The sequence below is a fragment of the Finegoldia sp. BIOML-A4 genome (assembly GCF_009679635.1).
GTDB classification, from domain to species: domain Bacteria; phylum Bacillota; class Clostridia; order Tissierellales; family Peptoniphilaceae; genus Finegoldia; species Finegoldia magna.
Genome location: NZ_WKZC01000004.1, coordinates 52,042 through 68,243, shown reverse-complemented (window position 1 = coordinate 68,243; position 16,202 = coordinate 52,042). Strand labels below are relative to the sequence as shown.

Annotated in this window: 12 protein-coding genes; 10 read left to right on the top strand and 2 right to left on the bottom strand. The window is 33.1% G+C overall.

The window, feature by feature from the left end:
* From uvrC to GKG01_RS04700, 8 genes are all read left to right on the top strand, one after another.
* Positions 1-1,827 carry an excinuclease ABC subunit UvrC gene (gene uvrC / locus GKG01_RS04735; protein ID WP_154271666.1) on the top strand — a complete coding sequence of 609 codons (1,827 nt, stop codon included), beginning with the start codon at positions 1-3 and terminating at the stop codon, positions 1,825-1,827.
* A 72-nt stretch (positions 1,828-1,899) separates the two neighbouring features.
* Entirely contained in the window at positions 1,900-2,409 is a 510-nt protein-coding gene (gene thiW, locus GKG01_RS04730) for an energy coupling factor transporter S component ThiW (protein ID WP_154271665.1), read from the top strand.
* The gene (gene thiM, locus GKG01_RS04725; protein ID WP_154271664.1) at positions 2,402-3,208 is read left to right on the top strand and encodes a hydroxyethylthiazole kinase; all 807 of its coding nucleotides are present in this window, start codon (positions 2,402-2,404) and stop codon (positions 3,206-3,208) included. Before thiW ends, thiM begins: the two co-directional genes overlap by 8 nt.
* Entirely contained in the window at positions 3,186-3,830 is a 645-nt protein-coding gene (gene thiE, locus GKG01_RS04720) for a thiamine phosphate synthase (RefSeq protein WP_154271663.1), read from the top strand. Before thiM ends, thiE begins: the two co-directional genes overlap by 23 nt.
* Positions 3,831-3,832: 2 nt before the next feature.
* Positions 3,833-4,243: a DUF5301 domain-containing protein gene (locus GKG01_RS04715; protein ID WP_094206841.1), complete on the top strand. Its 411-nt coding sequence runs from the start codon at positions 3,833-3,835 to the stop codon at positions 4,241-4,243.
* Between the two features lie 307 nt (positions 4,244-4,550).
* Positions 4,551-4,901: a GntR family transcriptional regulator gene (locus GKG01_RS04710; RefSeq protein WP_154271662.1), complete on the top strand. Its 351-nt coding sequence runs from the start codon at positions 4,551-4,553 to the stop codon at positions 4,899-4,901.
* The gene (locus GKG01_RS04705; RefSeq protein ID WP_154271661.1) at positions 4,898-6,232 is read left to right on the top strand and encodes a PH domain-containing protein; all 1,335 of its coding nucleotides are present in this window, start codon (positions 4,898-4,900) and stop codon (positions 6,230-6,232) included. Before GKG01_RS04710 ends, GKG01_RS04705 begins: the two co-directional genes overlap by 4 nt.
* Positions 6,233-6,310: 78 nt before the next feature.
* Entirely contained in the window at positions 6,311-7,267 is a 957-nt protein-coding gene (locus tag GKG01_RS04700) for a hypothetical protein (protein ID WP_154271660.1), read from the top strand.
* A gap of 44 nt (positions 7,268-7,311) precedes the next feature.
* Here GKG01_RS04700 and GKG01_RS04695 read toward each other — a convergent pair whose 3' ends face one another.
* Both GKG01_RS04695 and GKG01_RS04690 read right to left on the bottom strand, forming a co-directional pair.
* The gene (locus GKG01_RS04695; protein WP_154271659.1) at positions 7,312-8,958 is read right to left on the bottom strand and encodes a cell wall-binding repeat-containing protein; all 1,647 of its coding nucleotides are present in this window, start codon (positions 8,956-8,958) and stop codon (positions 7,312-7,314) included.
* A 453-nt stretch (positions 8,959-9,411) separates the two neighbouring features.
* Positions 9,412-11,118 (bottom strand): cell wall-binding repeat-containing protein, encoded by a 1,707-nt coding sequence (locus GKG01_RS04690; RefSeq protein WP_154271658.1) that lies wholly within the window; start codon positions 11,116-11,118, stop codon positions 9,412-9,414.
* Between the two features lie 222 nt (positions 11,119-11,340).
* On the opposite strand from GKG01_RS04690, the gene hprK reads away from it, so the two are divergent.
* Entirely contained in the window at positions 11,341-12,300 is a 960-nt protein-coding gene (hprK, locus tag GKG01_RS04685; protein ID WP_154271657.1) for an HPr(Ser) kinase/phosphatase, read from the top strand.
* 135 nt (positions 12,301-12,435) lie between these two features.
* The gene (nifJ, locus tag GKG01_RS04680; RefSeq protein WP_154271656.1) at positions 12,436-16,116 is read left to right on the top strand and encodes a pyruvate:ferredoxin (flavodoxin) oxidoreductase; all 3,681 of its coding nucleotides are present in this window, start codon (positions 12,436-12,438) and stop codon (positions 16,114-16,116) included.
* The last annotated feature ends 86 nt before the right edge of the window (positions 16,117-16,202 follow it).

Below are 16,202 nucleotides of genomic sequence, written 5' to 3'. Positions count from 1 at the left end.
ATGTTTGATATAAAAAAAGAACTGCAAAAAGTACCTCACAAACCAGGCGTGTACATTATGCACGATAAAAACGACGAGATAATCTACGTTGGCAAGGCGATTGATTTGAGAAGACGTGTGGGTCAATATTTTGATTCATCAAAAAAACTCGCAAAGGTCGCTGCAATGGTAAGTCACGTAGAATATTTTGAATATATTATCGTGAATAATGAATGTGAAGCTTTGGTTCTGGAATCAAACTTAATCAAGAAAAACAGCCCGAAATACAACATCGTTTTAAGAGACGATAAGCAATATCCATACATCAAAATCACGAACGAAAAGTTTCCAAGAGTCTTGAAAACTAGACGTGTTTTGAAGGATAAGGCGAAGTATTTTGGGCCTTTTCCTAATGCTTATGCAGTTAATGATATTATAGATTTAATTCATGAAACGTACAAAATCAGAACGTGTAATTTGAATTTTGATAAGGGTCAAAAGCTTAAGAGACCTTGTTTGAATTATTATATCAATCGTTGTGACGGAATGTGCGTTTATGATGTTAACGAAGAAGATTACAACAAAGAATTGTTAGAAGTGGAAAATTTCTTGAATGGTCGTGAAGATGACTTGACTAAGAAATTGACCGATAAAATGATGGCTGCATCCAAGAATTTGAACTTTGAATTGGCAGCGAAACTCAGAGATTCTATTGCAAATATTCAAGTGATTTTGGAAAAACAAAACATCACCAACACCAAGGGGTTGGATTTGGATATGATATCCATGGCTAGAGAAGCGGAGACTGTATGCGTTCAAGTATTTTTCATGAGAAATGGCAAAATTATTGAAAGACAACATTTCATTATCGACAATAAATACGAAGAATCAAATGAACACATTGTAGGAGAATTTTTCAAACAATTCTACATTGATTTGACTTACGTTCCGAAACAAATCCTAACCGATATTGAAATCGAAGACAGAGAGCTTATCGAAGAAATGCTGACGGAGAAAAAAGGTTCCAAGGTCGAAATCAAAATTCCTAAAAGAGGTAACAAGACTGACCTTTTGGAAATGGTTCGAATAAACGCAAAAGAAGGACTGGACAAATACATTTCCAGACATTTGAAAAGAGAACGTAATCGTGAGAATGCAATCTTAGATTTGCAAGACATCACAGGGGTTAAACCAATTGATAGAATTGAATGCTACGATATTTCCAACACAAGTGGTGTAGATTCTGTGGGAAGTATGATTGTGTTCAAAAACGGGGCTAAATCTTCCAAAGATTATCGTAAATTTAAAATAAAAACTGTAGAAGGTGCCGATGATTATGCATCGCACAGGGAAGTATTGACGAGAAGATTCAGAAGACTTTTGGATTCTGATAAAAAAGACAACAGCTTTGATGAAATGCCTTCTATAATTTTGATGGATGGTGGCAAAGGTCAAGTCAACATCGCAAAAGAAGTGTTGGACGAATTCAACTTGGATATCCCGATTTTGGGTCTTGTAAAAGACGATAAGCATAGGACGCGTGGAATAATTTACGAAAACGACGAAATCAGATTGAAAGTGAACACTCCTTTGTACAGGTTGTTGTTTGCGATTCAAGAAGAAACACATAGATTTGCAATTAATTATCACAGAAAACTTCACGAAAGAAACTTCAAGAAATCTGAATTAGACAATATAGCCTTAATCGGAGAAAAAAGGAAAAAAGCTTTGATGAAACATTTTAAAACTCTTGACAGAATAAAAAAAGCCAGTGTAGAAGAGCTTTGCGAAGTTGATGGAATGAATGAAAAAGCAGCAGAAAATATAGCAAATTATTTTAAGCAATAATTTGCTATATTTTTTATTGTAAAGAAATATTGATTGATGGTAATATATAAGGTAGTGAAGGATGGATGGTTTATGACAAGAAAAAATACTACTTTAATTAAAATGATAATGCTTTCAATATTTGTCGCAATAGGAGTTGTGATATCTCCAATTTTGAGAGTGGTTGGATTTTGTCCGACACAACATTTTGTAAATATCGTGTGTGCGGTGTTTTTGGGACCATGGTATGCACTTTTGTGTGCGACGTTGATTGGGATAATCAGAATGTCACTAATGGCAATTCCACCGTTAGCGCTGACTGGAGCTGTGTTTGGGGCGTTTTTGTCGGGAGTTTTGTATAAAAGAACGAACAAATTGATTATGGCTTGTATTGGAGAAGTTATTGGAACTGGAATAATAGGATCGATCGTAAGCGTTCCTGTTATGAAGTTTTTCTTCGGAAAAAGCAATTTGACTTTGTTTTTCTACACGCCATCATTTGTACTTGCGACTTTAATGGGAGCGACTGTAGCATTCGCATTTTTAAAGGCTATGCAAAAAAATAAAATGCTAGATAAATTAAAGGAAAGTATCAATGGATAATTTAATACAAAAAATGTCAGAGATTTACTCTGATTTGTACAACAATAATAATCTGATTCATTGCCTTACGAATGCGATTTCAATCAATGATATGGCAAACGCAGTTCTGAGTGTTAACCAAAGTCCGTTTATGGCAGATAATCCACGAGAAGTCGAAGATATTACGAAAAATTCTGATTCTCTGTTGGTAAATTTAGGAAACATCACGGATTATAGAATAGAATCAATCAAAAAATCCCTACGAATTGCAAATGAAAACAACATTCCAATTACATTGGATTTGGTTGGAGTGAGTGCGTCAAGATTAAGGCTTGATTTCACACTAGAAATCTTGCAAAAATACATAATAACTTGCATAAAAGGAAATTACAGCGAGATAAAATCACTGGTTATTAAAGATTTAAGTACAAAAGGTGTGGATTCAAGAAAGCTTGAAGTAGACGATGTGATTAATTATTGTAATAATTTGCACGAAAAGTACCATTCAATGGTTGTGGCAACAGGGCATACGGATATTGTGTGTTCAGATGAGATTTATCTGCTTAATAATGGCGATGAAAGGCTTTCAAAAATCACTGCGACAGGTTGTGTTGTGGGAAGTTTGATAGCGTGTACACTTAGCGTATCTCAATCGATAGAAGCATGTGTTCTAGCAATTAGCATGATGAATATTAGCTGTGAAATGGTGGATAAAAGTGTTGGACTTAGTTCTTTCAAAATCGGTTTGTATGATAATTTATCCAAAATAAAATGGGAACAAATAAAGGAGAAGATAGATGCGAGAAAAGTTGAATCTTAGCTTGTACTTGGTTACTGATAGGACAAATGTTAAAGATGAGGAAGTTTTTTTAACAAAAATTGAAGATTCTCTTAAAGGTGGAGTAACACTGGTACAACTAAGGGAGAAAAATATCTCTACAAGAGAATACATAGACTTGGCGAAAAAAGTGAAGGTAATTTGTGACAAGTTTGATGTGCCGCTTTTAATTGACGACAGAATTGACGTTTGCTTGGCAAGCGAGTGTGCAGGAGTTCATCTTGGAGATGAAGACATGGAAATAAAAGATGCAAGAAGAATTCTTGGAGATAATTACATTATTGGTGCAACTGCTAAAAGTGTTGCCAGAGCTATACAATGTGAAAAAGAAGGCGCAGATTATCTTGGAGTTGGGGCGATTTATCCGACGAAAACCCACGTTAAAACGAAAATAACATCGGTTGAAACTCTAAGAGATATCAACAATAGCATAAGCATAAAAACTGTCGCTATTGGCGGTTTAAATGAGGATAGCATAGATGTATTAAAAAACAGTGGTGCAAGTGGGATAGCAGTCGTAAGAGCGTTGATGAATGACGACAATCCACAAGAAAAAGCACACAGATTATTAGAAAAATCAAAACAAATTTTAGAATTGAGGTAATTATGAAAAACAAATTTAAATTAGTATTGTTAGTTATGGTGTTGATGTTGGTGATGGTATCTTGCAAAAAAGCAAATCCAATAACACTTCCAAATATAGATGATTCACAAGTAATCACAGTTACAAAAATCGAAGAAAACAAGGAAGGACCAACGGCATCCATCACTTCGAAAAAAGATATCGTAGACACAATCAAATTGATAAAAGAAAAAGCAAAACCAACTAGAAAAAAATCAAACAACGACACACCTGCGAATACAAAAGATTTTAGAAAAATGGAAATATTCTACGGAAAAGACGAAAAAATGACGTTGTATTTGTATCAAAACAAAAAATACTACATTGAAAAACCATACGAAGGAGTGTGGGAAATCGACAAGGATACGTTTAACAAATTAATCGGTGCGATGTAGTTTTATAGAAGAAATTTATTGTGTAAATAAACCATCATACACGAATATCTAGACTTCAAAAATTGTTGATTTCTAAATCTCAAAATCCTAAAATTGCAAACTCGTTTCACTCAAACAGTGCAATTTTTAACGGATTTCTCGATTTGAAATCAAATCAATTTTTTCCGTATGATATTCTTAGTATGATTGGTTTACTACTAAATACGAGTAATGATTTAGAGTGCATTTCGATGCGCTCTTTTTTCTTTGAAAAAATATTGCATCTGTGTCTAATCTGTATTATAATAAGTAATACAAGGAGGACAGAATGATTAATATAAATACGACGAGTGATGTTCCAATTTACACTCAAATTCGAAACGAGATTATTAGAGAAATTGCCAATGGTAACTTACAAACTGGCGACGAACTTCCTTCTGTTAGACAATTTGCAAATGATTTGGGAATTAATCCTATGACGATTAGCAAAGCTTACAATATTTTGAAGGATGAAAAAATAATTGTAATAGATAGAAGAGTTGGGGCGAAGATTTGCGTGGACGAAGGTTATTCACGAAATTCATTTGAAGATGAATTGAAACTACTGTTGATGGAAGCGAAAATTCGCGGCAAATCACAAAAGGATATTAAAAATATAGTGGAGGAAATTATAAAATGATGTTGCAATTTATTTTATTTTTTAGTTTGGTGTTTATTTTGTTCATCATAAGAAGATTTAACATATATACATTGAAAATAAACGATACATTTATGTTGTTTACAAATTTTCCAAAAGGTTATGAAGATGATGAGTTCATCGTCGATTTGCTGGGAAAAACTAAGAAAAAATTGAATATTTTATTTGCGGTGAGCATTGTTTTATCTTTTCTTGTGTTACTTGATTATGATTGGATAATGCTTGTGTATTACAATTTAATAGTTGTTTATCTTGTGAGTGCAAATATTATCGAATACAACGCAATGAAAGAAATACGACAATACAAAAAGGACAATAATATATCTACCGAGAGTAGTATTTTGACGTATGATTTGAAGACTTCAAGAGATATTGAAAAAAAGAAAATCAAACTAAAAGCCTGGATAATTCCGCTGGTAGTTCAAATCGTACTGTTGGTAGCTTTTTTCAAAAATAGTGAGATGTTTTTCGTATACATTTTTTTGCTGGTAGCAATGAGTGTAAGTACGATATTAACGGGATGGTTTTTGGGAAGGAAAAACACCAAAGTTTATTCGACTAATTCTGATGAAAACTTAAAGTTGAATGAAGAAAGCATCATAAAAGTGCAACAAACAATGTATGCGATATATATTATGTTTATCGTTTTAGGATTTGTTGTAGCTTATTACTCATCAAAAGATATTTACAGAATTTTCCCGATTTTTTCATACATTGTTTTGTACACGTTAGCGATAATATTGGCTCTTTTTAAATATCAAACCATAGCAAAAAACTTAACTGCGATTAATAGCGACTTGTACAATGGAGATTTCTTCGATCCGTGGGGTTATTACAATCCAAAAGATGACAGGCTTATGGTTGAAGATGTTAGCGTAAGAAATGGCAATATGACTTTTAACAGGGCAAAATTATCAGGCAAAATACTCTACGCATTGACGGCTGTATTATTGATTGCAATCGAATTTTTGATGATAAGTATGAGTTTACCAAAAACGTATACTGTTGATAACACGCCAAGCACTCTTACAATCACTGAATCTGTTTACACCACTGTAATTGACAAAAAATTAATCGAAAAAGTTGAGCTAATCGAAGATGTCAACAAAACAGATGGAGTTAGGTTAAATGGAACATCATTGAAACACTATTCCTATGGAAAGTTTTCAATAAAAGGAATTGGAAACTGTGATGTGTACATTCATAATGACAATCCAAGAGCAATTTGGATTAAGACTAAGGATAATAAAAACCTTGTGTTTAATTTCCCAACTGTAAAAGAAACCGAAAAGTTTTATAAAAATTTACGCTAATCGTTTTTTTGTAAATTCTGGGTATATATTAATTAATAAATATTAGTAGAAATATTTTATTAATATGGGAGGGAATTTATGAAGAAATTTTTGATGGTTGCATTATGTATGATGATGCTTGTATCGTGTGGGAAAAAAGAAGTGTACAAGGGCGTAGAATCCAGCGTAAAAGTAGATAGAATCAAAAAAATGGATTCTCACAACAAATACACAGATAAGTTAAAGAACTCTGAGTTTATTCAGAAATTGTATGGAGATAAAATTGTCGTGTTAAAAGATGGCAAGAACTTTATTTACGACGATTCCAAGGACGAATTGGTACAACTAGATGATGGATATGGAATCCACGATGTAGATAATAAAGATTATCTCCTTTATAAATCAGATGAATCTTTTGCTTCTAAGTTGATGATTAAAAGTGATGATGGAATGAAAAACCTCACATCAACAGAGCATATTAGTGATGCTAAGTTATCGGATAAAAATGTGTATGCTATGGTTTTGCGTTCTGATTCTCCAATTAAATTTTTTGAATGTGAGATTTTCAAGAATAATAATGACGCATTTGAATCTACTGGCAAAATTGGAAAATTAATCAAAAACGATAAGTCTGTAATGTATATGCATTATGAGAAGGACAAATTAACTGTCAAAGATATGGACGATAAGGAAATCTTCAGTAGAGATTTGAAAGAAGATGAGTTTCCGATTGATGTTGTGATGAATAATAAAGATGTCTTCTATTCTTTGTACGATTTTAAAACTGGAAATTCAAGGTTGTACAAGAATGATAAGTTGATAATGGAATCCACTATAAAAGGTTATGAAAATGTATTGAAAAGATTTAAAGTATCTAAGAAATATATGACTTGGTTGGACAATAAGATTGCTTATAATCTAGAAAAAGATAAACTCGTATTTTTTGAAGATGCAAAAGATGATACAATGATCGTTTCAATAGGTGATAGCGTGTACAGTTTGAAAATCAAAAACTCAATTGGAGTTTTCAATGATGAAACAATAAAATTCAAATAGACAATCAAAAAAGCAATGATTCCGATGAACCATTGCTTTTGAATTTAACCTAATAATCTTCTTGCTGTAACGAATGTTCTTTGGTAATATCTTGAGTTGATATCTGATAAGATAACTCCTGTTGATGGTGTAGAAGCGTGGATTAATTTGTTGTTACCAACGTAAATTCCAACGTGACTTATTCCGCCACCACCTGTTGCAAAGAACATCAAATCGCCTTTTTTCAAGTTTGATTTGGAAACTTTGTGTCCATAAGAAGCTTGTGCTCTTGAACTTGGGCTTATTGAAATTCCATAAGCTTGTCTGTAGAGGTAAGATGTAAGTCCTGAACAGTCAAATGATCTAGGGCCACGAGTTCCCCAAACGTAAGGCTTACCTAATTGTTTGTAAGCAAGATTTACGATTTTGTCTAATTTATTAGTTTGTTTTGGTTGTTCTTTTTTAGGTACATTTACTAATGCATCTACTTTTGGTTTTGCTTGTAGTGATTTACCAGCTAACAAATCTTTAATTCCATTTACTACGAAATTATCGATAGTGTTTTTTCCACCAAATACCATTGTGTACATGATGTTTGACTTGTTTTGTCTGAAGAAAGATTCCACAGAGTTTGATTTTTGTTCTTGTGTTTTGTAATCTTCGTTTCTTGGAACGTCCATTTTCTTAACCAAAACTATTGGGGCGTTGTATTTTTGAGCTACAGGAGATGCTGCAAGTACATCTACAAATTTTTCTCCACTAGCTACAATTGTTCTTTCAGAATTTACACCGACTTGTTTTGCAACTTTTACAGATGTTTGGTATCTGTCAGATCCTGCAATTCTAGTAACTTTTGCAAGTTTAGAAAGTTCATTTTCAACAGCTTTTGAAACTGAATTTTGTCCACCTACTATAGTGATGTCTCCCAAAAGGCCTTTTTTGCTGAAAGAATTTAAGTATTCTTTGATTGATTTTGGCACTTCATTCTTTTTAACTAAAAGAACTGGAGCGTTCTTTTTCTTAGCTAAAGAAGTTGAAGAAATAGAATCTGCAAAGTTTTCACCAGATGCGATAACTACGTTTTGTTTCTTGTTAGAAACTGGCTGAGACGTAGTAGCTGATTTTGCATTGACTTCGTATCTGTCTTTGCCTTTAACTCTGATGACTTCAATTCCCATACCGTTTAATTCGTCAACTACTTTTGAACTAATAGTTTTTTCGCCACCAGTTATGTAGACTTTTTTGACACCTTTCAAAGCTTCTTTTGTCAAGTTGTCTAGTTTGTTGGAATCAGTGTAAAGAATAGGTGATTTACCATTTGAAATGTTTGTTGCACTGATTGAATCTGAAAATTCGTTTGAATTCACAACTACAGCAGTGTCTGCATTTTTGAATTCTTTTTCTTTGATTTTCTTAGCTGTTTCAAATCTGTTTTTTGCGTCTATTCTTTCTGTTTTTGCACTTTTTTGTGATTTGACTTCAGCTTCTTTTTTTTCTGTATTATTTTGATTTTTATTAGATATTACTTTGTTATTTTCATCTAGCTTTACTTGTATCTTAGTTGTTGTTTCAGTTTTACTTGAATTATCTAATATAGCTTTAACATTTGTTTCTGACTTGTTATTTTCATTATCTGCAAATGAAACATTTGCTCCCAAAGATAATGATACAGCCAAAGTCATTACAAGAAGTGGCTTCTTAAAATTATTCATGTATCCTCCTAATATACTTCAATGAGCTAATTTTAATTGCTCATTATTTTTGTAACCAATTTGTAACTTATTCAAATTACTCTAATAGTTTACAAGAATTTTTCATAACTTTCAAACAAATTTGACATTTATTGGTTTAATTTGCACAATGTGCTAGATTTTATGTAAAATTTGCTCAAAACTATTTACAAATTGAAAAATTTGTGAATTACTTGAAAATCACACTTCCCATAAAATAGGGAATAGTTTGTAACCAATTTGTAACTTTTAGGGAAAAAGATGAAATACGCCACTGAAAAACTTAATTATTAAAAAAATGTAATAATTACTGGTTTTTATGAAAAATCGCTTAAAATTTATTTGGTAACGACTGAAAACTGACATTGTGTCTCAAAATCATTGTAAAAAATTACATTAAAAAAGCACTGATACATCAGTGCTTAATAGTTTCTATTATAAGATGTAGATTTTGACGTTTCTAACTCCCCAGTTACGAGATTGAGCTTTAGTATCCATAACTACATCAATTTTATTTCCTTTAATAGCTCCACCAGTGTCTTCTGCTGTAGCAAATCCATATCCTTCTACATATACTCTTGTTCTCAAAGGAATAACTCTTGGGTCTACTGCGATAACACCGCGTCTAATTTTAGTTCCGATTGCTGTTACATTCCATCCACCGTTTTCTCTAGGATCAGAAGTGTAAGCTGTGGATCTTACTGTGAATACTCTTTTTGCTTTTGCAAGTTGAGCTTGTAATGAATCTACAGGTTTAGATTTTTCAGTTTTACTTTTTCTTAGTTCAGCTTTTTCTTTTTTGTATAATGCATCTGCTTTTGGTGCAGTTTTAAGATTTTTACCTGCTAACAAATCAGATATAGATGATGATACGAAATCGGAAATTGAATGATTTCCTTCACAAACTATAACTTGGTCTATGGATTTGTTGTTCTTAAAGAATGCTTCCATAGTAGAGCTTTTGTCGTTTGAAGAATAATCTTTTGTTCTTGTTACATCGTTAGGTTTTGTCAATATTAAAGAAGCATTTAACTTTGTAGCAACAGGTGACATTAATAATGCATCGTTGTAACCATTACCTTCAGCTACGATTACTCTTTTTGCGTTAGGGTTAACTTGTTTTGCAACTTTTAGGTTAGTAGTGTATCTGTCACGACCAGCAATCCTACTTACATTATTGCTAAAAGTTCTTAAGTAAGATTCTACTTGTTGAGATACTGATAAGTTACCACCAACTATTGTTATACTTCCTATAGCATTGTTTCTCTTTAAAGATAACAAATAACCTTTTATAGATGTAGGAACTTCATTTTTTCTAACGAAAAGTATAGGAGCTTTTTTGTTTTGAGATAAAACAGCAGATGATATAGCATCACTATGATTTTCGCCTGAAGTTATAAGTATATTTGTTTTTTGTTTTGTATTTGGATTATGTGTTTTTGCTGCTACTTTAGAATTAACTTCGTATCTATCATGTCCAGCAATTCTTTCAACGATTATTCCCAAACTTTTAAGTTGATTTACTACAGAATTGCTAACGGATTTTTCTCCACCTAAAATGTAAACTTTTTTAGGTTTGTTAGCTTTTAGGTTTGCCAATGTTTTACTATCTAAAGAAGATTGGTTAGTAAATAATATTGGAGTGTTACCTCTTGATAGGGAAACAGCAGATAGTGAATCTACAAATGTTGAGCTATTTGTCAAAATAACTGTATTTGATTTTGAAAAATATTCATTTCTTATATTAGTAGCTGTTTCGAATTTACTTGATGAAGTGATTTTCTTCACATCGGCTCTTTTAACTGCTTTTACCTCAGCAGGTTTTTTCAAAAGTTCTTTTGAATCTTCAAAGTCTTCTTTCAAATCTTCCTTACTAGTTTCTTCTTTATCTTCTTTTTCAGTATTTTCAGTATTAACTTTTTCAGTTTGTTGTGCATCATTGGATTTGATGGAATCCTCTGTATTCACATTTTCTTGATCTTTAATTGTATTTTGCAAATTTGTAGTGTAATTTAAAGCGTCATGTTTTACTTCTTCTACAAGCTTTGTATTGTCAACATCAGCAAATGAAGAAGTTGCATTTAAAGCAGAAAAGGTAAACATTAATCCCATCACTAACAATGGTTTTTTGATATTGTTCATTTTTCCTCCTAATTTTACGATTAAAAGTTTTTAATCTGCAAATTTAATATAATATATTGTAACACATTTGTAACTTGTTGTAACTTTTTTGTAATAAATTAGGTTAAAAAAACGTTAAATATTACAAAAACGTAACAATTAAGTTGTGATTTCGTCATTTATTATCGAAGATTGTTTGCTTATATACAGATTAGATAATAAAATATAATAAGGAGGGAACTTATGAAAACAGTAAAATTAAGTGCGGTTGTTAAAAAATTAGACTTGCACGTTGTAAGGACAAGTTCTGATTACGAAACAATTGAGATTACAAATTCTGAAATAAACAGACCAGGGTTGCAATTATCTGGTTTCTTGGAAGAATTTCCATTTAGAAGAATTCAGTTGTTCGGTAAGGCTGAACTTGCATATTATATGGCGATGGATATGGAGCTTAGAAAAGAAAGAGTAAGAGCAATGATGGAATATGATATTCCTTGTATTGTTTTTTCACATTATGCTCAAATTCCTGATGAAGTTAGAAAATTAGCTGAAGAATACGATAAAACTCTACTAATTTCAGATAGAACAACTACCAGACTTATCTCAGCATTGGATGAAGTATTGGAATATTTTCTCAGTGAGGAAGATACAATCCACGCTTCTCTGTTGGATGTTTTTGGTATGGGTGTTTTGTTGATGGGAGACAGTTCTGTAGGAAAAAGCGAGACTGCTTTAGATTTGGTTACTAGAGGTCACAGACTTGTTGCAGATGATGTGGTTGAAATAAGAAAAATCGAAAAAGGATTGTTGGCACAAGCTCCTCTTAACATTAGACATTATTTGGAAGTTAGGGGTCTTGGAATTTTAGATATTCAAAGGTTATACGGCACAGGTTCTGTAAGATTAACTACGTTTATCGATTTGGTTATAAAGCTAGAAAAATGGCAAGACGATAAAGAATACGACAGAATCGGACTTGACGATCACACTACTGAACTTTTGGGGGTTGAACTTCCATATCTTGAAGTTCCTGTAAAACCAGGTAGAAATATTGCAATGATTGTTGAGGTTGCAGTTAGAAATCAAAGGCAAAAACTTTTGGGTTATAATGCGGCACAAGAGTTAAATAATAAGTTGATTGCAAATATGAAAAAAGATACTGAAGAACACAGAAAGCAGTTAAAAAATAACAAAAATTAATTTCACAATAAAATTTTTTGATGAAGTTTGTTATTCTTGCAATGAGGATTTTATTGAGTTATAATAACTCATAGAGCGGAGTTCGTCCGTTTTAATTTAAACAATTTATTTATTTATATATAGGGGGTTAAATAAATGGCAAAACACATGAAAACCATGGATGGAAATACAGCCGCTGCTCACGTAGCTTATGCATTTTCAGATGTGGCAACTATTTATCCAATTACTCCATCATCACCAATGCCTGAAGCAATTGATGTATGGGCAGCAGATGGACGTAAGAACTTATTCGGTGAAACTGTACAAGTAACTGAATTACAATCAGAAGGTGGAGCAGCTGGTTCAGTACACGGGGCTTTAGTTGCAGGGGCTTTGGCATCTACATTCACAGCATCACAAGGTTTATTGTTGATGGTTCCAAATATGTACAAGATTGCCGGAGAAAACTTACCTGGTGTATTCCACGTATCAGCAAGAGCTTTAGCATCACATGCGCTTAGCATTTTTGGTGACCACCAAGACGTTATGGCAGCAAGACAAACTGGTTTTGCATTGTTATGTTCAGGTTCAGTACAAGAAGTTATGGATTTAGCAGCAGTAGCTCACCTTTCTTCTATTAAAGGTAAAGTTCCATTCTTACATTTCTTCGATGGTTTCAGAACAAGTCACGAAATTCAAAAAATCGAAGTTATGGATTATGAAGATTTGGCAAAGATTGTTGATTGGGAAGCTATTGATGAATTCAGAAGAAATGCTTTAAATCCAGAAAACCCTAAGACTATGGGTACAGCTGAAAATCCAGACGTTTATTTCCAAGGTATGGAAGCATCTAATACATACTATGAAGATATCGTTGGTATCACTGAAAACTATATCAATGAAATTAACAAGATTACAGGCAGAAACTACGGATTATTCAACTACTATGGTGCTGAAGATGCTGAAAATATTATAGTAGCTATGGGTTCAGTAACTGAAACTATTGAAGAAACTGTTGATTATTTAGTGTCTAAAGGAGAAAAAGTCGGAGTATTAAAAGTTCACTTATACAGACCATTCTCTAAAGAACATTTCTTAAATGCTATTCCAAAAACAGTTAAGAAGATTGCAGTTTTAGATAGAACTAAAGAAAAAGGTTCATTAGGAGAACCTCTATATCTTGACGTTAGAGATTGTTTCTACGATCATGAAAATAAACCAGTTATCGTTGGTGGTATCTACGGTTTAGGTTCAAAAGATACAACTCCAACTCACATTAACACAGTTTACGAAAACTTAAAACAAGATCAACCAAGAACACAATTTACTATCGGTATAGTAGATGATGTTACTCACAGATCATTAGAAGTAAAAGAAACTATAAACACTTCACCTGAAGGAACTATAAGATGTAAGTTCTGGGGATTTGGTTCTGACGGTACAGTAGGTGCTAACAAATCAGCTATCAAGATTATAGGTGATGGTACTGACATGTACGCTCAAGGTTACTTCGATTATGACTCTAAAAAATCTGGTGGGGTTACAATGTCTCACTTAAGATTTGGTAACAACCCAATTCACTCAACTTACCTTTTAGATGAATCAGATTTCATTTCTTGTTCAAAACAAGCTTATGTATATCAATACGATTTATTAAGAGGTTTAAGAAAAGGTGGTACATTCTTACTAAACTGTATCTGGAATGAAGATGAATTAGACACTCACCTTCCAGGCAAATTAAAGAAATATATCGCTGAAAACGACATTAAATTCTACACTATCAACGCTTCTAAGATTGCAGCAGAAGTAGGATTAGGTGGAAGAACTAACATGATTATGCAAGCTGCATTCTTCAAATTATCTAAAGTATTACCTATAGATGAAGCTATTAAGAAATTAAAAGAATCTATAGTTGCTAACTACGGTAGAAAAGGTGAAGACATTGTAAACATGAACTACGCTGCAGTAGATCAAGGTATCGATCAACTTGTAGAAATCAATGTTCCAGCTGAATGGAAAAATGCTGAAGAAGACGTTGAAAAAGACGCTAACCTTCCAGAATTCGTAAAAGAAGTTGCAAGTGTAATGAACGCACAACAAGGTAATGATTTACCAGTATCTGCATTCAAAGACAGAGCAAATGGTGAATTCCCAATGGGAACTTCAGCTTACGAAAAGAGATGTATCGCTCTTAACGTTCCAGAATGGCAAATGGATAAATGTATCCAATGTAACCAATGTGCTTATGTATGTCCACACGCAGTTATCAGACCATTCTTATTAAACGAAGAAGATAGAAAGAACGCTCCTGAAACTTTCGAAAGCAAAAAAGCAGTTGGTAAAGGATTTGAAGATTTAACATTCAGAATCCAAGTTTCACCAGCAGACTGTACAGGTTGCGGTAACTGTGCTGATGTATGTCCAGCAAAAGAAAAAGCATTAATCATGAAACCTTTCGAAGAACAACATCTTGCACAAAAAGACAATTGGACTTACGCTGTAGAAAAAGTTGGATACAAAGAAGACTTAATGCCAGCAGAAAAAACAGTTAAAGGCTCACAATTCCAACAACCATTATTTGAATTCTCTGGAGCATGTGCTGGTTGTGGAGAAACTCCATACGCTAAATTAATCACTCAATTATACGGTGATAGAATGCTTATAGCTAACGCTACAGGTTGTTCATCAATCTGGGGTGCAAGTGCTCCTTCAACTCCTTACTGCACAAACGCTGAAGGTAAAGGACCAGCTTGGGCTAACTCATTATTCGAAGACAATGCTGAATACGGATATGGTATGCACTTAGCTATCAAGAAGATCAGATTACAATTAAAAGAAAAAATGCAAGCATTCTTAGACTTGAATATTGAAAGTCCATTGAATGCACCATTCAAAAAATTCGTTGAAAACATGGACGATGTAGCTACATCGAAAGCATGTGCAGCAGAAATCTTACAACACTTAGATGACAACACTAACAATGAAGAAGCTGAAGAATTATTGAAATATATAAGAACAGACAGAGACTTCTTAATTAAGAAATCTGTATGGATCTTCGGTGGAGACGGTTGGGCTTATGATATCGGATACGGCGGATTGGATCACGTATTAGCATCAGGTGAAAACATCAACGTTATGGTATTCGATACAGAAGTTTACTCAAACACTGGTGGACAAGCTTCTAAGTCAACTCCAACAGCTGCTGTAGCACAATTTGCTGCAAGTGGTAAGAAAGTTAGAAAGAAAGATTTAGGTTTGATGGCATCAACTTACGGATACGTATACGTAGCACAAATCGCTATGGGTGCTAACCAAAATCAAACATTAAAAGCTATTAGAGAAGCAGAAGAATATGATGGACCATCATTAATCATCGCTTACTCACCATGTATCAACCACGGTATTAAAGCTGGTATGGGTAAGAGCCAACGCCAAGAAAAATTAGCTGTAGAAGCTGGTTACTGGCACTTATACAGATTCGATCCAACTCTTGCAGAAGAAGGAAAGAATCCATTCCAATTAGACTCTAAAGAACCAACTGGATCATTCCAAGACTTCATCAGAGGAGAAGTAAGATACTTGTCATTACAAAAATCATTCCCTGAACAAGCTGAAGAATTATTCCAAGAAGCTGAAAGAGATGCTAAGGAAAGATACAACACTTACAAGAGAATGGCAGAAATGGATTATTCTAACTCAGTAGAAGATACAGATGCAGCAGAAAAAGAAGAAAACCTTGATAAAGAAGGTAAAAAAGTTGAATCTGTAGAAAAAGCTAAGGAAGAAGAAGGCGCAAAGAAAGAAGACGTCGTAAATCCAAATTCTACAAATAGATAATATAACGAAAACACTGTGAGAAAATCTCACGGTGTTTTTTTATTACAAAAATTTAACAATTTGAATAATCATTTATAGATTTTTTC